The sequence below is a fragment of the Streptomyces sp. NPDC104309 genome (assembly GCF_055584025.1).
Map to the genome: position 1 here is coordinate 1 of NZ_JBVJMV010000059.1, position 21,686 is coordinate 21,686.

A 21,686-nucleotide genomic window follows, 5' to 3' on the forward strand; every position below is an offset into this window, starting at 1 on the left:
CCACGCTTTCGCGTTTCCCTTTCCGGCGAGTCCGACTCTATCAGATCCTTTCGGGCCTGATTCCCAGTCAGCGGGGTTTGTCTTCCCGGCCGTTGGGCCGTTCCGACGTCCAAACTCTAGCGGACTTTCCCGGCGACTCATAATCGAGTCTTCGAAATGAATTTCGGCATGCCGAAATTATCCCGAGTGGGAGATCGTGCTGAGTTTTGGTTGCCGCGTTCGCGGCGGGATCCGTTGTCGCAGAACCGTTCCGGCTCCGTGACAACTCGAAGAACCTTACGGATCGTGGAGGGGTGTGTCAACCCGGGCAGGTCAAGCGGTTTTCCCGCGTGCCGGACAGGGTTTCAGTCCAGGTCGGTGAGGCGCCCGCCGGCGTCCGGCTGGGCGTGCTCCACACGGCGCAGGAGACGGATCAGCATCTCGCCGAGGACTCCGCGCTCGTCGCTCGTGAGGTCCTGGAGCAGGTCCTCCTCGAACGCGGAGGCCATACGCATCGCCTCCAGCCACTTCGTGCGCCCCTCGTCGGTCAGCTCGACGATCACGCGCACCCGGTTGTTCTCGTCCCGGTCGCGGGTGACCAGGCCCTCGCCCGCCATGCGGTCGATGCGGTGCGTCATCGCCGCGGGGGTGAGGCCGAGGCGCTTGGCCAGCTCTCCCGGACCCAGGCGGTACGGGGAGCCGGCCAGGACCAGGGTCTTGAGGACCTCCCACTCGGCATTGCTGATGCCGAGGGCGGCGACCTGCCGGCCGTACCCCACGTTCATGCGTCGGTTCAGTCGGCCCAGGGCCGAGACGACCTGCTCCACCTGGGGGTCAAGGTCGCGGAACTCGCGCTGGTAGGCGGCGATCTGCTCGTCGAGGCTCGGCTCCTGCGGGCCGGGTTGCTCGGTGGTCTCAGACATGGCGGGCAGTATGGCACGCCCTCCTAAGGCATCGAAGTCCTTCAATCTGAATTGTTGAGCTTCTAACTTTAGTGCTAAAGTCTTCGGGTTCGAGTCGTTGGGATGGCTCGACCAGTCGCTTCGAGACCTTGAGGTAGGTGAGTGTGACCAGGGAGATGGGTGCAGCACTGCGGCGGATCCAGCTGGGCAGCGCGCTGAGCGCGTTCGGGCTGGGGTTCACCGTTCCGTATCTGTACGTCTACGTGGCGCAGGTACGGGATCTGGGTGCTGGCACAGCAGGGGTCGTGCTGGCGGTCTTCGCCATGGCAGCGCTTGTCGTCCTGCCGTTCACCGGGCGTGCCATCGACCGGCGCGGGCCGCTGCCCGTGCTCGTCGTCGCCTCCGTCGTCGCTTCCCTGGGCGCGGCCGCGCTCGGCCTGTCGTCGAACGTGACCGCCGCCGTGCTGTCGGCCGCGGTCCTCGGCGCGGGTACCGCGGTCATGCAGCCGGCGCTCGCCACCATGCTCGTGTGGTGCTCCAGCACCGCCACCCGTACGCGTGCCTTCGCCATGCAGTTCTTCCTGCAGAACCTCGGGCTCGGCATCGGCGGGCTGGTCGGTGGGCAGATCGTCGACACGAGCCGGCCGGAGACCTTCACCCTGCTGTTCCTGATCGAGGCCGCGATGTTCGTCGTGCTCGGTGTCATCGCCTCCACGGTGCGACTGTCCCGTGCACCTTCCTTCTCCGACGCCCGGCCCACCGACGGGTCCAAGGCGACGGGCGGGCTGCGGGCGCTGCTCTCGCACCGGGCCATGGTGCAGCTGTGCGTGCTGGGCTTCGTGCTGTTCTTCGCCTGCTACGGACAGTTCGAGTCCGGGCTCGCGGCATACGGCACCGAGGCCGCCGGGATCCAGCCTTCGACGCTCGGTATCGCCCTGGCCGCGAACACCGCCGTCATCGTCGTGGCCCAGTTCGTCGTGCTGCGCCTGGTGGAGCGCCGCAGGCGCAGCCGGGTCATTGCCTCGGTCGGTCTGATCTGGGCCTTCGCCTGGATCGTGGCGGGGTACGCGGGACTCGGGCACGGCAGCCAGACCATGGCGACGGCCGCGATGATCTCCACGTACGCGCTGTTCGGACTCGGTGAGTCGATGCTGTCGCCGACCTTGGCGCCGCTCGTCGCCGATCTGGCGCCGGAGTCGATGGTCGGGCAGTACAACTCTGCGTTCGCCCTGTGCAAGCAGCTCGCGCTGGCGGTCGGTCCGGCCGTGGGCGGGCCGATGGGGGCAACGTTGCACGGCCCGTACATCGTGACGTTCGTGCTGTTCTCGCTGGGCATCACGGTGCTGGCGCTGCGGCTCGGCCGACGGCTCACTCCCGTACAGGATCAGCCCTCGGTCGAGGCCGTGCCGTCCAGGGTGGTGGCCGTGTCACTGCCGGACGCCGAGCCCGCGGCCGCCGCCGTCACCACCCGCTGAGGAAGTAGGGCGAGTAGGGGTCCTGTTGCGGCAGGGCCCCTGCCGCCTACTGCGGCAGGGCGAATTCGCACCAGACCGCCTTGCCGCCGCCCGGTGTGCGGCGGCTGCCCCAGTGCGTGGCGATCGTCGCGACGATGGAGATGCCGCGGCCCGCCTCGTCCGCCGGATCGGCGCGACGCAGCCGGGGCAGGTGGTCGTCGCCGTCGGTCACTTCGATGATCAGACGGCGGTCGGTGCGGCGCAGGCCCAGGCGCATCGGCGGGGTGCCGTGCTTGAGGGAGTTCGCGACGAGTTCGCCCGCGGCCAGGACGCCCAGGTCGCAGAGCTCGACCGGGAACCGCCACGACGTCAGGACGCCGGTCGCGAAGGCGCGGGCGCGCGGGGCCGCTTCGATCCCGCCGAGGAGATCGAGCGAGGCGTTGTGGAACAGTTCCGCGTTCGCCCCCGTACGGGCGGGATGCTGAACCACCAGCACCGCCACGTCGTCGTCGTGTTCCGCGGTGACGCCGAGGGAGCGGATCAGCCGGTCGCAGACCACCTGGGGTGAGCCCTTGGCGCCGGAGAGGGCGCGCTCCAGGGCCGCGACGCCCTCGTCGATGTCCTCGCTGCGGCGCTCCACCAGGCCGTCCGTGTAGAGGACCGCGGTGGAGCCGGGCGGCAATGCGATCGTGCCCGATGTGTGGATCCAGCCACCTGTACCGAGCGGCGGCCCTGTCGGGTCCTCGGCGCGGTGGACCGTACCGTCCTCATGGCACACCAGGATCGGGAGGTGCCCGGCGGAGGCGTAGACGAGCCGGCCCTCGTTCGGGTCGTGGACCGCGTAGGCGCAGGTGGCGATCTGACTCGCGTCGATCTCGGCGGCGAGACCGTCGAGGAGCTGGAGCACCTCGTGCGGCGGGAGGTCGAGGCGGGCGTAGGCGCGCACGGCCGTGCGGAGCTGGCCCATGACGGCGGCGGCTCGCACCCCCCGGCCCATCACGTCCCCGATGACCAGGGCGGTGCGGCCCGCGCCGAGAGTGATGACGTCGTACCAGTCGCCGCCGACCGCTGCGTCCGTGCCGCCGGGCTGATAGGTGGCGGCGATCCTGAGGTCGTCGGGCTGTTCCAGCTCCTGCGGCAGCAGGGAGCGCTGCAGGGTGACGGCCGTTTCGCGGTGGCGGCGCTCGCTGGCACGGAGCCGTTCGGCAGCCTCGGCGTGGTCGGTGACATCGGCGGCGTACACGAGTACTCCGCCTTCGGTGCCTCTGTCCCTGTTTCTGTTCTTGTTCCCGCTGTCCTTGCTGTCCTTGTTCTGCTTCTTGGCCCTGTCACCGCCGTTGTGGCTGTTGGCGCTCTCGCCGTCGCCGTCGCCCTCGGTGTACCTGTCCCTGTGCACCGGGGTGCAGGTGACGGTGTACGAATTCCCGCTGCGGACCTTGCGTGACTTGACCGTACGAGGGGTGCCGCTGCGCAGGACCTGGTCCATGAGCGGAAGGAGACTGAGCTCGGCGAGCTCGGGCATGGCCTCGGCCGCGGTGGCACCGGCCGGGCGGGGTCCGAAGGCGGCGGCATAGGCGTCGTTGACGTAGGCGATCCGGTGGTCGGGGCCGTACACCAGGGCCACCAGGGCGGGCAGCCGGCCGAGGATGTCCCGGGCGGAGAGATCCTCCAGGGCGGCGGGTCCGCGGTCCCTGGGAGGTTCACCGGGCGTGTCGACGCCGGTATCGCCAGGCATGTCACTGTGCGTGTCGCCGTCCGGCGGGCAGGGTCCGGTCCCGGGCTGCGCGTACTCCGCGCGTGCCGGAGGCACGGAACTGCGGTCGTCCCGTGCGGCGGCGCGGCGCTGCGTTCCGGGTAGGCGGGCGCTCCAACGCGTGAAGTTCACGGAATTTCTGGCCTCGTGTGTCGGTCTGGTCCGCTCGGGCGGGCTGCTTCCTCTGCCGGTTCCACTACCGGTTCTTCTACCGGTTCTCTGTCGCCGGGGTCGGGTCCGGGTCTCATCGCCCTGCTCGTACGTCTGATGCGTCTGGAACGTCGGTGCTGTTCACTGTTGGTCACTGCCGGCCGGGTCACTCTGTGCAGATGTGGGCCCACCTATGGTCACACGTCCAGTGTGACGGACCGTACTGACAGTGGTCGGTACGGCTGGCGCCTCCGACGGACGTCGAGGCAGTCCGACGGCCGGTCAGCTGCCGTTCCTCGGTGGGCCGTCGGGCCTCGTCGGGCCGTCGGGGCCCGGTGGCTCGTCGGGCCTCTGCGGGTTCCCGGGTCCCGGTGGACCGCCGGTGTTCCGCGGACCGCCGGTGTTCCGTGGGCCATCGGTGTTCCGTGGGCCATCGGTGTTCCGTGGGCCATCGGTGTTCCGTGGGCCATCGGTGTTCCGTGGGCCATCGGTGTTCCGTGGGCCATCGGTGTTCCGTGGGCCACTGGGCCTGGTTCGCCGCCCACCTGCGGCGAGTTTGAACTCGGCACGTGGGTGTTCCAGCGAACCGAGGGAGACGATCTCGCGTTTGAAGAGCCCGGCGAGAGTCCATTCGGCAAGGACACGGGCCTTGCGGTTGAACGTCGGGACACGGCTGAGGTGGTACGTACGGTGCATCAGCCACGCCGGGTAGCCCTTGAGTTTGCGTCCGTAGACATGGGCCACGCCCTTGTGGAGGCCGAGTGAGGCGACGGAGCCCGCGTAACTGTGCCGGTACTCCTGGAGGGGTTCGCCGCTGATCGACGCGAGGACGTTCTCGGCGAGGACCTTGGCCTGGCGCACGGCGTGCTGTGCGTTGGGAGCGGTCTCCCGGCCCGATTCCGCGGCGGTCAGGTCGGGAACGGCCGCGGCGTCACCCGCGGCCCAGGCGTGCTCGACCCCTTCGACGGTGAGCTCCGCCGTGCATCGGAGCCTGCCGCGCTCGTTGAGCGGCAGATCGGTGGCGGCGAGGACCGGTGCGGGTTTGACACCCGCGGTCCACACGAGCGTGCGGGTCGGGAAGCGGGAACCGTCGCTCAGGACCGCGATCCGGTCCTCGCAGGACTCCAGCCTGGTGTCGAGGCGTACGTCGATGTTGCGGCCGCGCAGCTCACGGATCGCGTAGCCGCCCATCGCCTCACCGACCTCGGGAAGGATGCGTCCGGACGCCTCGACGAGGATCCATTTCAGGTCCTCGGCCTTGATGTTGTGGTAGTACCGCGAGGTGTAACGGGCCATGTCCTCCAACTCGGCGAGAGCCTCGACGCCCGCGTAGCCGCCACCGACGAAGACGAAGGTGAGGGCGGCGTCGCGGATGGCCGGGTCTCGGGTGGCCGAGGCGATGTCCATCTGCTCGATGACGTGGTTGCGCAGGCCGATGGCCTCCTCGATGGTCTTGAAGCCGATGCCGTGATCGGCGAGGCCGGGGACCGGGAGAGTGCGCGAGACGGAACCCGGTGCGAGGACGAGTTCGTCGTACGGGATCTCGACCGCGCCGGTGCCGTCCTCCCCGGTGGCGAGGGTGGTGACGGTCGCCGTCCGCTTGGCGTGGTCGATGCGCTGGGCCTCACCGATCACGATCTTGCAGTCCGCCAGGACCCGGCGGAGCGGCACGACGACATGGCGCGGCGAGATCGAGCCGGCCGCCGCTTCGGGCAGAAACGGCTGATACGTCATATAAGGCTCGGGCGTGACGACGACGATCTCGGTCTGACCGCTTCTGAGTCTCCGCTTCAGCCTCCGCTGGAGACGCAGGGCTGTGTACATCCCGACGTAGCCACCGCCGACGACGAGAACGCGTACACCTGGCGGGGGGCCGGGGGGTGTTCCTCCGGAATCTGAAGCCATCACCACCCCATGACGCAACGTGCTCAAGGGTTTGTCCACAGCCCCGGCAAATTGTGTGACTGGAGGTTTCGGACGGGCCGTCGCCGCCGATCCGCTCGGCGACACGGAAGTTGCGCAGGTCAGGGGTTGGAATGGGGGTGGTGGGCCGGGGGCGAATCAGTGACCAACCGGTCCTTGCTCCGATCGGGGGGCGCTCCGTGCGGAACTACCCCCTTCTGAATTGACCCGGGCTCAACTATGTTCGTATGTCGTCGGGGAGCCGGGTCGAGACCATGATCCACTCTTCGGCTCAAACGGCGGGAAGTCTCCGGGGGGAGACGTCATATCCGGGGGAAATTTTATGCACATTCAGGATTCTCATTGGCAGACCACTGCTGCGGTCACGTCCCATTCGTCCGACGGAAACGGGCGGAACGGAGCTGTGGGGACAGCTGTGGGGGCAGTGGACACGGCGGGTTCGGCCGGCGTGGTCCCGGCAGCCGGAACGGGCGGGACGGCCGGGGTGACCGGGGCGGTCGGCACGGTCGTGACGGCTGGAGCGAACGGCCGCTCGGCTCCGCTTCGCGTGGACGCGCAGCGGAATCTGGAGCATGTGCTGCGAGCCGCGCGTGAGGTGTTCGGCGAGCTGGGATACGGGGCTCCGATGGAGGACGTGGCGCGTCGCGCCAGAGTCGGAGTCGGCACGGTGTACCGGCGGTTCCCGAGCAAGGACGTGCTGGTACGGCGGATAGCAGAGGAGGAGACCTCCCGGCTGACCGACCAGGCGCGGGCCGCGCTGGGCCAGGAGGACGAGCCGTGGTCGGCACTGTCGCGCTTCCTGCGGACGTCCGTGGCGTCGGGCGCGGGACGGTTGCTGCCGCCGCAGGTGCTGCGGGTCGGGGTCGATGTCGACGTCGATGCCGGTGCGGATGTCCACGCCGCTGCCGACATCGAGGGCTCGGCCGCCGGGGAATCGGCGGTCATAGCGGCTCCCGGACCGGGCTCGGGCGGTGTGCGGGACGAGACGCGAGTACCTCAGCAGCGCCAGGGCACGGACCAGGTCGTCCTCCGGCCGGAGGACGGGCGTTCCGGCTCCGCCCCGGAGCCCGGCCCCGATGCCGATGACGCGGGAGCCGGTGAACTGCTGGAGGTCGTCGGCCGGCTGGTGGACCGGGCGCGGGCATCCGGTGAGCTGCGCCGTGATGTGACGGTGGCGGATGTGCTGCTGGTCATCGCGACAGCGGCGCCCTCGCTGCCTGACCCGGTTCAGCAGGCCGCTGCTTCGAGCCGACTGCTGGACATCCTTCTGGAGGGACTGCGCTCGCGGCCTGCGGCGTGAGCGAAGCTTGATCGCGACCTGGGCATGAGCGGGGTGTGATCGCGAACTGTGGCGTGGACGGACGCGCTCGCGACCCTACGCGTGAGCGAGGGGGCTCTCCGGTGCTCTCCCGTCCCGTGGGTGAGGGTGCTCTCCGGTCCCGCGGCGTGAGCGGAGGCGCTCTCCGGTCCCGTGGCGTGGGTGAGGGTGTGATCGCGGCCCGCGGCGTGAGCGAAGGTGCTCGCGCTTCCCATGGTGTGTGGGAAGGCGCGTGCGTGTCGGGGCGTGAGCCGTGCGCAGGCGTGTCGGGGCGCCGGGGCGTGAGTCGGGTGGACGCCGACGGGGTGAGGCAAGGGCCGAACGGGCTCGGTGCCGGGAGGGGTGGTGCCGGGCCGGCTCGGTCCCGGGCGGGTTTGGCGCCGGACCGGTTCGGTGCCGGGCGGTTGGTACCGGGCGGGTTTGGCGCCGGACCGGTTCGGTGCCGGGCGGTTGGTACCGGGCGGGTTTGGCGCCGGACGGGTTCAGTGCCGGGCGGTTGGTGCCGGGCGGGCTCGGTCCCGGGCGGGTTTGGCGGGGCACTGAGTTGATGCGTGCATGGCTGGCCCTCCGGAGATGGATGGCCTCGGCGAGCGGGCGGCCCGGGTGGCTCGGGTGCGTCGGCGGCGTGAACGAGTCGCCCGAGTGAGCGGTCGGGGTGGGTGGCCGACGTGGCCCGTTTTGGAGGGTCCTGCTCAGCGGCTCATTCTCGCTCGTCCGCCTCACGCATCCGCCTCACGCATCCGGCTTCCGCATCCAGGTTCCGCACCCGGCTTACCCACCCGCCGTTCTCGGCCTCGGCCTTCGCGTTCGTCCCACCCGGCTCCCGGTTCCTCAGACGCCCTCTCAGCCGGGTGCGTGTGTCGCCCGCCGATCGGCTCTCCGCGCCTTCAGTTCGGCTCCCGGTCGGCTCTCGGACGGCTTTCCGTCGACTCTCGGACGCCGTCTGAACGGGCCTTGATCGGTGTGTGTTTCGCGCTCGATCAGCGCGGAGCGGGCACCCGGCGGGGCCTTCGTCCAGGAAGCTGCCGCCGCTGTGTCCGCAGCCTCGCGTACAAAAGAAGCGCGAGGAGCGTTCCCCGAACGAGTGGCTACTAGTGCTCACATTCGAGAAAACGCCCCGGATGAGTGGTTGCTGGGACTGAGTCGTCGGCGTGATTGCGCCATGTGACAGTCTTGCCCGATGTTCGGGTCCGACAGCGCATACGGGGGCTTCCGCGATGACCGGTGACGGGCAGCAGGAAGAGTCGTTCGACGACGTCTCCGCCGTGAGCGGTGCGACGGAGGCCGGTGAGCTGTCCTCCCGGCAGGTACCGAGCCAGGCCGGACCCGGGCGAGCCGGCGGTGACGCCGGGGGCAGCACCGTCCTGCCCGGTCCGTGGTCGGCGCCCGTCGAGGCCGGTGTCGAGCCCGAGGGCTCGGTGCCGATGCAGCGGGAGGGGCGCAGCAGCACCGCCGGTGCGTCCGGCTCCCCGTTCCCGGATCCCGAGCTGATCAGGCAGATGCGGGACGGCGACGATCTCGCGTACGAGGAACTGTTCCGGCGGCATTCGGACGCGGTGCGCCGCTACGCGCGTACCTGCTGCCGGGACGCACACACCGCCGACGACCTGACCGCCGAGGTCTTCGCCCGCACACTGCAGGCGGTACGCAGGGGCAAGGGGCCCGAGGAAGCCGTACGGGCCTACCTCATGACCGCCGTCCGGCATGTCGGGGCCGCCTGGACCAAGACTGCGAAGCGGGAGCAATTGGTCGATGACTTCGCGGTGTTCGCGGCCCAGGCATCCCAGTCGTCCCAGGTGTCGGACGCGGACACGCTCGACCTCGGTGCCGATGTGCTGGCGATGCACGAGGCCGAACAGTCGATGGCGATGCAGGCGTTCCGCAGTCTGCCCGAGCGCTGGCAGGCGGTGCTGTGGCACACCACCGTCGAGGAGGAGTCGCCCAGCGAGATCGCCCCGCTGTTCGGGCTGACCGCCAATGCCACGGCGGTGCTGGCCAGCCGGGCCCGCGAGGGGCTCAAGCAGGCCTACCTGCAGGCGCATGTGAGTCAGGCGCTCACCTCGGGCGGCGACTGCGCGCGGTACGCCGACCGCCTCGGCGCGTACGCCCGGGGTGGGCTCCGGATGCGGGCCGAGCGCGGGTTGCGCGGGCATCTGGACGAGTGCGTGAAGTGTCGGCTCGCCGCGGGCGAGCTGGCCCATGTCAACGCCGGGATTCCCGCGCTGTTGCCGGTCGCGGTCATCGGCTGGTTCGCCGCCGGCTACGCGCTCAAGGCCGCCGGAATCGTCGCCGGTGGCGCGGCCGGGGCCGCGGGCGCGGGAGTCGCGGCGGCGGCGACCGGCGGGAGCGCGTCCGGGGGCTCGGCCGGTGGTGCCGCGGTCTCCGAAGGTCTCGGTGCCCCGGCGAAGGCCGGTATCGCGGCGGCGGTTGCCGTGGCCGCGACGGCCGGACTGGCCTGGGCACTGGTCGGCAACGACCAGCCGAAGCCCGAGGCCAAGCACACGGCGAAGCCGGCTGTCGTGGCGCCTGCCGCGCCGACGCCCGCACCGCCGAAGCCGACACCGCCGCCGAAGCCCGCACCACCTGCATCACCCGCACCGCCTGCCCCGATCTCGCCTCCCCCGCCGAAGCCCACCCCCACCCCGAAGCCGACTCCGAAGCCGACCTCGAAGCCGGTGCCGCCCGCGCCACCTGCCCCGACCCCGCCGCCCCCCGCGCCGAAGCCGACACCCACGCCCACCCCTACGCCGACACCGACACCGACGCCCCCTCCGCCGCCTGCGTCGACCGCCTACCGGCTCAGCGAGCTGAGCTACTCGGTGCTGGGCGACCACACCGAACCGGAGGTCGTGATCAGTCAGAGCGGTTGGGTCTGGCAGCGTTCCGGTCTGTCGATCGGCGGCACGCGGTACGCGCACGGTGTGACCGTCCACAGCAGGTCCTCGGTCACGATCGAGTTGAACCGGCAGTGCACGCGCTACGAAGCCGTGGTCGGGGTCGACGACATGACGATGGGGCTGGGCTCGGTGCGCTTCTCCGTCTTCAACGGTGACGGGGCACGGCTGTGGCAGTCCCCCGTGATGAACGGCAAGGACCCGGCCGTGCCCTTCGGGGTAGGTATCGCCGGTCAGGAAAGGATCCGGCTCGTCGTCGAGCGGGCGCGGCCGGGCGGCGGCGTGGCACTCGCCGATTGGGCGGATTCGATCATCAGTTGTCAGTGAGGCGACCGGCCCCGGTGGCCACCGTGAACCAGCGACCGCCGTGAACCAGCGGCCACCCGACACACCGGTGGTCGGCACGTGCCGCCGGGGCACCACCGCGTACGGCCAACGGTCGGATACCTCCCGACCGTCGAGCACTACCGACAACGACCGCCACGGCCACCGCTACGGCTGCAGTATCCGCCTCGCCGGGACGACTCCGCCCGCCACCGCGCGCTGGCGGGGTGCCGCCGTGCCCGTCCAACAGGTGCCGCGCCGCGAGACAAGACGGCGGAGCCAGAGTTCCGTGGACGCCAGGTGCGCCAGGCCGTCCAGCGGGAGCGGTTCACCCTCCGAGGCGGCGCGCAGGGCCTTCCGTACGACACGGGCCTCGACCAGGCCCGCGTCGGCGAGCAGCGGGGCGTCGAACAGGGCGATCAGATCGGGCAGCGCGGCGCGCAGGCCCGTGCGGGCCGTCGCGTTCGAGGTGGCCAGGGAAGGGGTGCCCCAGCCGGACGGCAGCTCGTGAATGCCCGCGCCCGCGAGCACCCGGCGCAGAATCGCGGCGCGTGCGCCCGGCTGGACCCGGAGCGATTCGGGGAGCGCTCGGGCGGCGCGTACGACCTGGTTGTCGAGGAACGGGGCGTGCAGCCGCTGGCTGCGGTTCTCCGCGGCCTGCTCCAGGATCCGGTGGTCCGCGGCGTACCGGGCGAGAGCCGCCCTGGCACGGGCTTCGCCCGGACGCTGGACGGAGGCGGGCCGGATCGCCGCCTCCTGAAGACGGACCGATACTTCGGCGAGGGCCTCCCCCGTCAGCCAGTGTGCGGCGGGTCCCGGCCTCGACCAGGCGAGCGCGGCGAGCGAAGCGTCGGCGGGGGTGTCGAGGTCGGGGGTGTGGCGGTTGGCGTCCGGCAGCCGGCCGGCCGCCGTCTCCAGGCCCGTGCGGTACGACGTACGGGACAGGCGGCGGGCCGCGCGATAGACGGTCAGTGGCACGAAGAGGGAGTGCGCGGTCGGGCCCTCGGCCTTGGCGAGTGCGGCGACCGGGCGCAGCAGGTGGCGTCGGCGTCGGTCCATCAGCAGGTCGGCGAGGCGGGCCGGGTGGGCGTCGAGCACCTGCCGGGCGCCGCCGCCGACGAAGTGGTCGGCGCTGCCCGAGGCGAGGCGGCGGCGATGGCGCTCGGCGACGACGAGGGACGGGCCGGGTTCATCGGTGAGGGGGCCGCTCCCCAGATCGGCGTAGGGCAGCGCTTCTTCCCCGGCGGCGACGACGACATGGTGCAGGCGCGGGTTGGCCGCGATGACGCGGGCGCGTTCGAGTTCGTCCTCGTGTCCGCGTGCGGTGAGGTCGTTGAAGGTGACGGCGAGCAGCCGCTCCCCCGCTCCCGTGCCGTGGCCGAGGAGGGTGCCCGGCAGGCCCGGCAGTCCGGCGGCGAGCAGGGCGAGGGTGGCGGAGGCACTGCCTCCGGAGAGGTCGGCGCCGATGCCCGGTACGGGTGCGCCGCGAGCGGCGCGTCGTTCGGCGGGACCCATGCCGGGGACCGGGCCCGGGTCGGGCGGCAGGGTTTCGGGGGCGTGGCGCGGGGCCGTGAGTCTGGCGCGTACGGCTTCGACCAGTGCGTCGCGCACCCCGTCGACGGCACTGACGGGGTCGATCTGGGGGGCCGCGACGGCGAGGGAGGCCACGGCCTCGTACCCGGTGATCTCGCGCGAGCCCTCGCGGAGGATGAGCGCGTGCCCCGGCGGGATGTGCTTCACTCCGGCGTACGGGGTGCCGTCGCGCAGCGCCTCCGGTGTTTCGGGGCAGGCGAGCAGGGCGGCCAGGTGACCGATGTCCAGCTGGGCTTCGATGAGGTCGGCGAGCGGGAGGGCGGCGGTGGCGTACGCCGTACCGCCGGCCCAGGGGGTGTAGAAGACCGGGCGGGCTCCGGCGAGGTCCCCGATGACGGTGATCCGGCGGCCGACCTGGACGACGGCCGTGTAGCTGCCGGGCCAGGAGGTGAGATGGCGCAGGGCCCCGCCGCGGGCGGCGAGGAGGCCGACGCGCAGTTGTTCGTCGGTGGCGCTGCAGCAGCCGAGGACGGCCATGCGGGCGGTGGGCGCGCCCTCCGCGGTCTCGACCGTGCTGATACGGATCTCATCGGGGCGCCAGTCGCCGACGGCCCAGAGCGGATCCGGGTCGCCCCACAGCAGTTGGGATCCGACGGGGTGCATCGTGCGCCCGTCGTCACTGGCGCCGACCGCACCGGCCGTGCCGAAGCTCGCGGCGATACTGCTCCACCCCACCAACCAACGCATCGCCGCCTCCACAGGCTGTGGACAAATCGGCGCAGCAGGAAATTGTCGGGAGAACTCCGGTGGTGCGCGGCGCCGTTGCGAACATGCTGCCACGACAAAGGCGCGCAGGAGGGGCTACGGACGGCGCACGTCGGAAGCGCATGCGCCCCTGGCAAAGACCAGAGCGGAACGGGCCCCGACCAGTGCGGACGGAGGCGCGTCCGACGGTGACCCGGAAGCGGGTTTCCGGCGGGACGCCCCGGGCGCGGCCCGCACGAGGCGGGCCATGCCTCAACGGGCTTGCGGTCCAGGCGCGTTGCCTTCCTCGGACAGGCAGGATCCAGCGGCCGAAATCCGGCCACATCCCGAGTCGCCCACGACCCGATGACGGACGACCGTCGGAGGATCGACGGGATGTCCGCGCATCGCCGTGCCCAACCTCGGGGGACCGATGACATTCAGCCATTCTTAGAGCGCACTGAACCCGGACGTCAGCGAACCCGTCGCATCAGAAGTCCCCTTTGGCCCCACTTCGTTCCATGATTCTCCCCGAATCCCTCCTGGAATCCCCCATCGCCCGCCGCCGATCACCACCGGGGCGGCCGACGGGCGCGACCCCGGCTGCGAACCCGGGCCGCGCACGGCCCCGCACCGGCCCCGTACCGGATTCAACGCACAGTCCGGGAGGCGTCGTTCACCTCCCGGACCGGTCCGCCGCCTGCGGGGAATGAGGCGGCAGTGTCCCCCAGCCCACTGAGTCCAATGCAGTGGGCCGACCCACGCAGCAACCATGGAAGCCCTTCCGAAACGGCCGGACGAGAGCGCACGGCCGGGCGCACGGCCACACGCCAGGAGCACGTACGGAGCTCGGCGAACGGGGCTGCCACCATGCACGATCGGCGCTTTCAGGAGCGCGCGGACGGGGCGTGGAGCAGGCTCTCACGACGGGTCCGTGTCGAGGTCCGGGCGGGGCTCCGCGCGGGTCCGGGCAGGTTTCCGTGCCGGGTCCGGCGCGCTGGGCGCAGCGACCGGAGCGGCGCGCCGGCGACGGCCCGAGCGGAGCCGCGGACCCGCTCACCTCCGCACGGACAACAATCCCGCCATACGGACGTCTGCCCCTTAACGGTAGGGATGCGGCGAACTACGCTGGGTTTACTGAGGTTCTCGGCAGGAGGCATATTCCTCGGGGCTCGGCCATATGCGTGTGCGGCCGGAGTGCCGGGGTTCGTCCCTGGGGAGGACACGGTACGAATGCCGCGCGCCGCAACGGTGACGCGGCGGCCGTCTGTGTGTCGAGGGGTGGCGCATGTCCAGGGAGCAACGCGGACCGAACGAGAAGCTCGGAACCGTTCTCGCCCTCGCGGGAATCAGCAACGCCGGGCTCGCCCGGCGGGTCAACGACCTCGGGGCGCAGCGCGGTCTGACACTTCGGTACGACAAGACATCGGTGGCCCGGTGGGTCTCCAAGGGCATGGTGCCGCAGGGCGCCGCGCCCCATCTCATCGCGGCGGCGATCGGGGCCAAACTCGGCCGCCCGGTCCCGCTGCACGAGATCGGCCTCGCGGACGCCGATCCGGCCCCGGAGGTCGGACTGGCCTTTCCGCGCGATGTGGCCGAGGCGGTCCGTTCGGCGACCGAGCTGTACCGGCTGGATCTGGCCGGGCGGCGGGCGGGCAGTGGCGGGATCTGGCAGTCGCTGGCGGGCTCGTTCTCGGTGAGCGCGTACGCGACGCCCGCCTCCCGCTGGCTGATATCCCCCGCCGACCCATCGGTGGAACGCGATGCGACAGCCGCCGAGGCAGCCATCCTCGGCACGCAGGGCGCAAGGGGCGCACGCACCGGTGCAGGGGCGCAGCGGGCATCGGGCACGACAGGCAAGAGCGCGGAGCCGGAGTCCGGTGCACCCGGCGCGTCCGGTATCGCGGGGGCCCAGACCACTCGGGGACCACTGGAAGCGCAGCCTGCGCTCGGCACACAGCCGTCACCTGGAACACCGGCGGCACAGACGGCACCAGCGACACCGGCGGCTCAGGCAGCCCAGGCGACACAGAATGCGCTGAATGCGCAGGCGGCTCAGGCTGCGCTGGGAACCCTGGGGGCCATGGGCACGCAGCGGACGACGTCCATCCCCGCCCAGCCGGGCCCGGAGACAACATCCGGACCGGTATCCAGATCCGGGTCCGCGCCCACGACTCCGACTGGGAGCGCACACGCGAGTGCGACCGCGAACGCGAGCGCGCACGCCCACATGACCGCCCCCACGATCACGAGCGACATCTCCCCGCTGCGGGTCGGCCACAGCGATGTCTCCAAGCTGCGCGAGGCCGCCCAGGACGCCCGTCGCTGGGACTCCAAGTACGGCGGCGGGGACTGGCGTTCCTCCATGGTCCCCGAGTGCTTACGGGTCGATGCCGCACCGCTGCTGCTCGGTTCCTACAGCGACGAAGTCGGCCGGGCGCTCTTCGGCGCTGCGGCGGAGCTGACCAGGCTCGCCGGGTGGATGGCCTTCGACACCGGTCAGCAGGAGGCCGCTCAGCGCTACTACATCCAGGCCCTGAGACTCGCGCGGGCCGCGGCGGACGTGCCTCTGGGCGGTTATGTCCTCGCCTCGATGTCGCTGCAGGCGACCTACCGAGGTTTCGCCGACGAGGGGGTCGACCTCGCGCAGGCCGCCGTCGAACGCAACCGGGGGCTCGCCACCGCCCGCACCATGAGCTTCTTCCGCCTGGTGGAGGCCCGCGCTCATGCGAAGGCGAGCGACGCACCGGCCGCGGGGGCCGCGCTCAAGGCCGCCGAGGGCTGGCTGGAGCGTTCCCGGGACGGCGATGCGGACCCGTCGTGGCTGGGCTTCTACTCGTACGACAGGTTCGCGGCCGATGCCGCGGAGTGTCACCTCGACCTGAAGGCGCCCCGGCAGGTGCGGCGCTTCACCGAGCAGGCCCTGTCCAGGCCGACCGAGGAATTCGTCCGCTCGCACGGATTGCGGCTCGTGGTGTCGGCTGTGGCCGAGCTGGAGTCGGGGAATCTGGAGGCGGCCTGCGCGGCGGGCACCCGGGCGGTGGAGGTGGCGGGTCGCATCTCTTCGGCGCGGACCACGGAGTACGTACGGGACCTGCTGCACCGTCTCGAACCGTACGGGCACGAGCCGCGCGTCGCCGAGCTGCGTGAGCGGGCCCGGCCACTGCTGGTGGCGCCCGCGTAGCCGCACCGCGCGGTGGAACCGCACCGCGCGGTGGCGAGGACCCGCACGCCCCCGGCGCCGCTGCGTCCCCGCATCGACGCGTTCCTACGTTCCTACGTCCGGACGGCATACGGCATACGGACGACGTCCGGACGGCATACGGACAGTATCCGGGGGGCCACCGGATGCCGCCGGGCGTAAAGATCCGGCGCCACGCTGGGCTTCGCTGGTTTGAGTACGTTGTCAGTGGGTCAGTGCACTATCGGGGTGGGAGGTGGCGTGATGATGACGCGCGCGGCGTACGACTGCGATGTGCTGGTGATCGGCGGCGGGATCGTCGGCCTGTCGACGGCGTATGCGATCACGCGCACCGCTCCGGGCACCCGGGTGACGGTGCTGGAGAAGGAGTGGGGCCCCGCCCGTCACCAGACCGGGCACAACAGCGGAGTGATCCACAGCGGCATCTACTACCGCCCTGGCTCGCTCAAGGCCCGCTACGCGGTGCGTGGCGCCGCCGAAATGGTCGACTTCTGCGCCGAGCACGGCATCGCGCACGCGGTGACCGGCAAGCTGATCGTCGCGACCGAGCGGTCCGAGCTGCCCCGGCTGCACGCGCTGGTCCAGCGCGGCCGGCAGCACGGGCTGCCGGTGCGCGAGTTGGGGCCCGCCCAGATCGCGCAGTACGAACCGCAGGTCCACGGGCTCGCCGCGATCCGCGTCGGAACGACCGGGGTGTGCGACTTCGCGGCGGTCGCGGCGCGGTTCGCCGCCGAGGTGAACGGGGCGGGCGGGGTGATCCGTTACGGGGCGGAGGTCACCGCGATCGACCGGCGCCCCTGGGGTGTGGCGGTGCGTACGGCGGACGGTCCGGTGGTGCGGGCCCGGGTGCTGGTCAACTGCGCGGGGCTGCACTGCGACCGGGTGGCGCGGCTCGCGGGCGACGATCCGGGGGTGCGGATCGTTCCCTTCCGTGGGGAGTACTACGAGCTGGCGCGGCCGGAGCTGGTGCGCGGCCTGGTCTATCCGGTACCCGATCCGGCGTTCCCGTTCCTCGGCGTGCATCTGACCCGCGGCCACGACGGCAGTGTCCACGTCGGGCCGAACGCGGTGCCGGCGCTGGCCCGTGAGGGGTACGACTGGCCCGTCGTGCGCCCCCGTGAGCTGGCGGACACCCTGACCTGGCCCGGCACCTGGCAGATCGCGCGCAGACACTGGCGGTACGGGGCGGGCGAAGTGCGCCGTTCGCTGTCGAAGCGCGCGTTCACGACGGCCGTGCAGCGACTGCTGCCCGAGGTCACGGCGGCCGATCTGCGGCCCGCCCCGGCCGGGGTCAGGGCCCAGGCCGTGCTGCGGGACGGCACCCTGGTCGACGACTTCCTGATCCGCGAGGCCCCGCACACCGTTCACGTGCTGAACGCTCCGTCGCCCGCCGCGACGGCCTCCCTGCCCATCGGGCGGGAGGTGGCACGCAGGGCGCTGCTCCGGGCACAGGGGACGGGGTGGAGACCGCCCGCCGTAGAATCGGGGCATTGTGTCTGAGTCCTTGAATCCCTCCGCGAACCACTCGGCGAGTACCTACGCGAGCCCGTCCGCGCATCCTTCCGCCCCGACGCCCGGCGAGGCCGCGGCCGGAGCGAGCAGCGCCTCGGCCGAGCCGGGCACCGCCTCATCGGCCGAGCCCGCCTCCTCCCCCGCGGCGGGGATTCCGGACGATCTGCGCGCCGCCTCCTTCGAGCGGCAGCGCAGGCTGCGCCAGGAACCGCGCTTCCCCGGCGGACCCGCCATCGACCCGGCCGGATCACACCACGAGCGCCGGATCCGCAGCTTCCAGCCGCGCCGCAGCCGCGTCACGCCCGGCCAGGAGGACGCCCTGCTGCGGCTCTGGCCGAAGTGGGGCCTGGACATCGACGGGCAGCGCGTCCTCGATCTGCCCGAGCTGTTCGACGGGCTCCCGGCCGTGCTGGAGATCGGTTTCGGGATGGGTGAGGCCACTGCCCGGATGGCGGCCGACGACCCGGGCACGGGCGTTCTCGCCGTCGACGTGCACACCCCCGGCCAGGGCAATCTGCTCGGGCTCGCGGACCGGAACGGCCTGACCAACATCCGGGTCGCGAACGGTGACGCGATCATCCTGCTGCGCGAGATGCTGAAGCCCGACTCGTTGGACGGGCTGCGCGTGTACTTCCCCGACCCATGGCCCAAGAAGCGCCATCACAAGCGCCGGCTGATCCAGTCGGAGTTCCTCGACCTGGCGGCCCAGCGGCTGAAGACGGGGGCCGTGATCCACTGTGCGACCGACTGGGAGCCGTACGCCGAGCAGATGCTGGAGGTGCTGACCGCGCACCCCCTCTTCGAGAACACCCAGGCGGGCGGCGGCTACGCGCCGCGGCCGGCGTTCCGGCCGCTGACCCGGTTCGAGGGACAGGGTCTCGACAAGGGTCATGTCGTACACGACCTGCTTTTCGCCCGCCGCTGACGTCCACCCCTGACATCCACTGCTGCGTCCACCGATGACCGTCCGCCGATGACGTCCACCGATGACGTCCAGCCCTGACGTCCGCCGATGACGTCCGCCGGTGGCGGCACCGGCCTCCGGGCGGGAGCCGGCCGACGCGGCGCCCCATGGCCAGGTGTCAGTGCTGCTCGTTAGGGTCATCGGGTGGTGTCCGACGGGTCTGTCCAGCAGCGGCAGTCACAGCCGGCCGTCCCCCTGCTTGAGGAGCAGCGGGTCGGCGAGATCCTCGCTGCCGTGCCGGAGCGCAGGCACTGGCGTTACCGGCCTCGCCGCGTCGGCATGGTGTGGCGCAGCAGGACCTTCCGCATCGTGGCCGTGTTCACCGTGCTCACGCTGTGCGGCCTGGCGATCCTGGCCCTGGTCCGTGACCAGACCGGCACGGAGGGGTTTCTCGTCGGTCTGGGCCTCGCCGTGCTGCCCGTCCCGCTCCTGATGGCGGCGTTCCGCTGGCTGGACCGGGTCGAGCCGGCGCCCTGGCGGAATCTGTTGTTCGCCTTCGCCTGGGGCGCGTTCGCGGCCGCCCTGGTCGCGATCCTCGCGAATTCGTTCGCGACGCACTGGATAGCCACGACCACTGCCGACCCGTCGCACGCCGACACCCTCGGCGCCACGGTCATAGCGCCGGTCGTCGAGGAGAGCGCCAAAGCCGCGGCCGTGCTGCTGATCTTCCTGTTCCGAAAGCGGGAGTTCAACGGGATCGTCGACGGCGTCGTCATCGCCGGCTTCACCGCGAGCGGCTTCGCCTTCACCGAGAACATCCTCTACCTGGGCAACGCCTTCGGCGAGGACCAGCAGATCGGTACCTCGGGCGTCGTCTCGGTGACGGCCGCGACGTTCTTCGTTCGGGCGGTGATGTCGCCTTTCGCGCACCCGCTCTTCACGGTACTGAGCGGCATAGGCTTCGGGCTCGCCGCGGCCAGTGCGCGGCGGCGTCGGATCCGCCGCATCGCTCTGCCGCTGCTGGGCCTCGTTCTCGCCATGGGCATGCATGCCTTGTGGAACGGATCGGCGACCGTCGGACCGTACGGCTTCTATGCCGTGTACGGCGTGTTCATGGTCCCGGTCTTCGGCCTGGTGACCTGGCTGGCGATCTGGTCGCGCCAGCGGGAGCTCCGTACGCTCTCCGCCGAGCTGCCCGCCTATGCGGCGGCCGGCTGGCTCACCCCCGCCGAGCCGCTCGCCCTCTCCTCGATGCGGGCCCGAGGCATGGCACGCGACGCGGCACGCCAACGACACTCCCTCGCGGCCCGGGCAAGCTGGGTGAGCCCGTACGGACCCGCATACGAACCCGCATACGCGCCGACACCGCCGACTTCACCGACTTACGGACCAGGACCGGGATACGGACCGGGGCACGGACCAGGACCGGGACCGGGACCGGCGCACCCGCAGGCACACACATCGGCATACGGACCGGGATACGCGCCGGGACACGGGCAGGCATACGGGCAGGGATACGGGACGGGGGCGGGGCATGCTCCGGCTAGCGGACCGTCGGCCCAGGTCAGGGCTCGTGCCAAGGCGCAGGCCAAGGCCCACGGCAAGGCTGCCGCCCGCGCCGTCGCCGAGTACGAGTCGTTCGCGACCTCACTGGCCTCGCTGCGCAAGCAGGCCCGCCGCGGCGCCGCGGGTGCGGACTTCGCCGAACGCGAGCTGGAGCTGCTGCACCATCTCTGGCAGCGCAGGGACGTGGCCGCTCCCGCGCTGACGTACGCGGCGCAGGCGACGGGCCGCCTGCGCCCGCACCGGCCGTCGGCGGGCCCGTACGCGCACCCGTTCCCGCAGCACACGCAGTACGGCGGCCACGGCTACAACCCCTATCTGGCCCCGCACCAGCCACCGCAGCGGAGCCAGTAGGCAAGCCACCCTCAGGACCGATCCGATCGTCCGCCGCACGAGGACGGCGATGGACGGGCCGGCCGCGACCGGGCGATGAACCGTCCCGCTCACGCGAACGCCCCGGCAGCGCCGCGCTGCCGGGGCGTTCGCGAACGGACGACCGCGATCCTGGACGACCGGGCTCTCCCCGTCAGGCGGATGCCTCGGTGAGTTCCGCCAGGTCCTGCTCGGTCAGCCGGAGGTCGGCGACGGCCACCAGCGCGGGCAGCTGTTCGACCGTGCGGGCCGAGGCGATCGGCGCGACGACGGTCGGCCGGGACGCCAGCCACGCCAGCGCGACGGTCGCGATCTCCGCATCGTGCTCCTGGGCGACCTTGTCGAGCGCGGCCAGGACCTTCTGTCCCCGCTCCGACTCCAGGTACTGCCCCGCGTTCTCGGCCCGAGCGCTCTCCACCGAGGCACCCGGACGGTACTTGCCGGTGAGGAACCCGGAGGCCAGGGCGAAGTACGGGACGGCGGCGAGCCCGGCCCGAGCGGCCGTCTCCTGGAGTCCGCCCTCGTACGTGTCGCGGGAGACCAGGTTGTAGTGCGGCTGCAGGGCCACGTAACGGGCGAGCCCCTCGCGCTCCGAGAAGTCCAGGGACGCCTGGAGCCGCTCGGGGCTGATGTTGGAGGCGGCGATTCGGTACCGAGCCGGCGCAGCGACTCCTCCGCCGCGGCCTTGATGTTCGCGGCGGCGAGCCCCGTGTACGAGGGGTGGGCGCCGACCTTCGTCGCGACGACGATCTCGGACCGGTTGGCACGTGCCGCGAGCCACTTCCCGATGACGGTCTCCGACTCGCCGCCCTCATTGCCCGGGATCCAGGCCGAGTAGGAGTCGGCGGTGTCGATGAAGTTGCCGCCCGCCGCGGCGTAGGCGTCCAGCACGGCGAACGACTGCGCCTCGTCGGCCGTCCAGCCGAAGACGTTGCCGCCGAGGGCGAGCGGGAAGACCTGCAGGTCGGAAGGGCCCAGCTTATGAAGAGAAGTCATATGTGGATCAACGAACACCAGCGGTTCCGCTATTCCGGCAGCCCGCCCTTCAGGCAGGCCCGCTGTTCCCAGCGGCCCGCCGACCCGCCCGGCCCGCAGTCCCCACCAGCCCGTGGGCCCACCGATCCGTCCGGCCCGCACTCCCGGCCGGAGCGACCGTGCC

The 21,686-nt window shown here is 71.6% G+C and carries 11 protein-coding genes and 1 pseudogene; 7 read left to right on the forward strand and 5 right to left on the reverse strand.

Annotated elements, in window-relative coordinates; translation table 11 throughout:
• Nucleotides 1–344: 344 nt before the first annotated feature.
• Complete coding sequence (locus ACZ68L_RS41670) at nucleotides 345–902, reverse strand: MarR family winged helix-turn-helix transcriptional regulator (RefSeq protein WP_469588743.1); 558 nt, start codon at nucleotides 900–902, stop codon at nucleotides 345–347.
• Nucleotides 903–1,057: 155 nt separating this feature from the next.
• On the opposite strand from ACZ68L_RS41670, the gene ACZ68L_RS41675 reads away from it, so the two are divergent.
• Complete coding sequence (locus ACZ68L_RS41675) at nucleotides 1,058–2,356, forward strand: MFS transporter (protein ID WP_469588796.1); 1,299 nt, start codon at nucleotides 1,058–1,060, stop codon at nucleotides 2,354–2,356.
• A gap of 46 nt (nucleotides 2,357–2,402) precedes the next feature.
• Here ACZ68L_RS41675 and ACZ68L_RS41680 read toward each other — a convergent pair whose 3' ends face one another.
• On the reverse strand, nucleotides 2,403–4,220 hold the full coding sequence (locus ACZ68L_RS41680) for an ATP-binding SpoIIE family protein phosphatase (RefSeq protein WP_469588746.1): 1,818 nt from the start codon (nucleotides 4,218–4,220) through the stop codon (nucleotides 2,403–2,405).
• 300 nt (nucleotides 4,221–4,520) lie between these two features.
• On the reverse strand, nucleotides 4,521–6,143 hold the full coding sequence (locus tag ACZ68L_RS41685) for an NAD(P)/FAD-dependent oxidoreductase (protein WP_469588747.1): 1,623 nt from the start codon (nucleotides 6,141–6,143) through the stop codon (nucleotides 4,521–4,523).
• A gap of 340 nt (nucleotides 6,144–6,483) precedes the next feature.
• Between ACZ68L_RS41685 and ACZ68L_RS41690 the strand changes: the two genes are divergently transcribed.
• Together ACZ68L_RS41690 and ACZ68L_RS41695 are read left to right on the forward strand one after the other, a co-directional pair.
• A complete protein-coding gene (locus ACZ68L_RS41690) occupies nucleotides 6,484–7,461 on the forward strand; it encodes a TetR/AcrR family transcriptional regulator (protein WP_469588750.1) in 978 nt (325 codons plus the stop codon).
• Between the two features lie 1,235 nt (nucleotides 7,462–8,696).
• Nucleotides 8,697–10,700, forward strand: coding sequence for a sigma-70 family RNA polymerase sigma factor (locus tag ACZ68L_RS41695; protein WP_469588753.1), 2,004 nt, complete (start codon nucleotides 8,697–8,699; stop codon nucleotides 10,698–10,700).
• 165 nt (nucleotides 10,701–10,865) lie between these two features.
• Here the strand turns inward: ACZ68L_RS41695 and ACZ68L_RS41700 are convergent, their stop codons facing one another.
• Nucleotides 10,866–12,977, reverse strand: coding sequence for an asparagine synthase-related protein (locus tag ACZ68L_RS41700; RefSeq protein ID WP_469588756.1), 2,112 nt, complete (start codon nucleotides 12,975–12,977; stop codon nucleotides 10,866–10,868).
• Between the two features lie 1,285 nt (nucleotides 12,978–14,262).
• Between ACZ68L_RS41700 and ACZ68L_RS41705 the strand changes: the two genes are divergently transcribed.
• From ACZ68L_RS41705 to ACZ68L_RS41720, 4 genes are all read left to right on the forward strand, one after another.
• Nucleotides 14,263–16,158 carry a sporulation protein gene (locus ACZ68L_RS41705; protein ID WP_469588759.1) on the forward strand — a complete coding sequence of 632 codons (1,896 nt, stop codon included), beginning with the start codon at nucleotides 14,263–14,265 and terminating at the stop codon, nucleotides 16,156–16,158.
• A gap of 261 nt (nucleotides 16,159–16,419) precedes the next feature.
• Complete coding sequence (lhgO, locus tag ACZ68L_RS41710) at nucleotides 16,420–17,676, forward strand: L-2-hydroxyglutarate oxidase (RefSeq protein ID WP_469588761.1); 1,257 nt, start codon at nucleotides 16,420–16,422, stop codon at nucleotides 17,674–17,676.
• Nucleotides 17,669–18,613: a tRNA (guanosine(46)-N7)-methyltransferase TrmB gene (trmB, locus tag ACZ68L_RS41715; RefSeq protein WP_469588764.1), complete on the forward strand. Its 945-nt coding sequence runs from the start codon at nucleotides 17,669–17,671 to the stop codon at nucleotides 18,611–18,613. The genes lhgO and trmB overlap by 8 nt, the downstream gene beginning before the upstream one ends.
• Before the next feature lie 186 nt (nucleotides 18,614–18,799).
• Nucleotides 18,800–20,509, forward strand: coding sequence for a PrsW family intramembrane metalloprotease (locus tag ACZ68L_RS41720; protein ID WP_469588767.1), 1,710 nt, complete (start codon nucleotides 18,800–18,802; stop codon nucleotides 20,507–20,509).
• A 172-nt stretch (nucleotides 20,510–20,681) separates the two neighbouring features.
• Here the strand turns inward: ACZ68L_RS41720 and ACZ68L_RS41725 are convergent.
• Nucleotides 20,682–21,523, reverse strand: a pseudogene (locus ACZ68L_RS41725) (aldo/keto reductase).
• Between the last annotated feature and the right edge of the window lie 163 nt (nucleotides 21,524–21,686).

Bases quoted from the DNA above. Each gene is read 5' to 3' on its own strand.
- ACZ68L_RS41690 (WP_469588750.1), top strand. From the start codon at position 6,484: ATGCACATTCAGGATTCTCATTGGCAGACCACTGCTGCGGTCACGTCC.
- ACZ68L_RS41670 (WP_469588743.1), bottom strand. From the start codon at position 902: ATGTCTGAGACCACCGAGCAACCCGGCCCGCAGGAGCCGAGCCTCGAC.
- ACZ68L_RS41695 (WP_469588753.1), top strand. From the start codon at position 8,697: ATGACCGGTGACGGGCAGCAGGAAGAGTCGTTCGACGACGTCTCCGCC.
- ACZ68L_RS41705 (WP_469588759.1), top strand. From the start codon at position 14,263: ATGTCCAGGGAGCAACGCGGACCGAACGAGAAGCTCGGAACCGTTCTC.
- ACZ68L_RS41685 (WP_469588747.1), bottom strand. From the start codon at position 6,143: ATGGCTTCAGATTCCGGAGGAACACCCCCCGGCCCCCCGCCAGGTGTA.
- ACZ68L_RS41700 (WP_469588756.1), bottom strand. From the start codon at position 12,977: ATGCGTTGGTTGGTGGGGTGGAGCAGTATCGCCGCGAGCTTCGGCACG.
- lhgO (WP_469588761.1), top strand. From the start codon at position 16,420: ATGATGACGCGCGCGGCGTACGACTGCGATGTGCTGGTGATCGGCGGC.
- ACZ68L_RS41675 (WP_469588796.1), top strand. From the start codon at position 1,058: ATGGGTGCAGCACTGCGGCGGATCCAGCTGGGCAGCGCGCTGAGCGCG.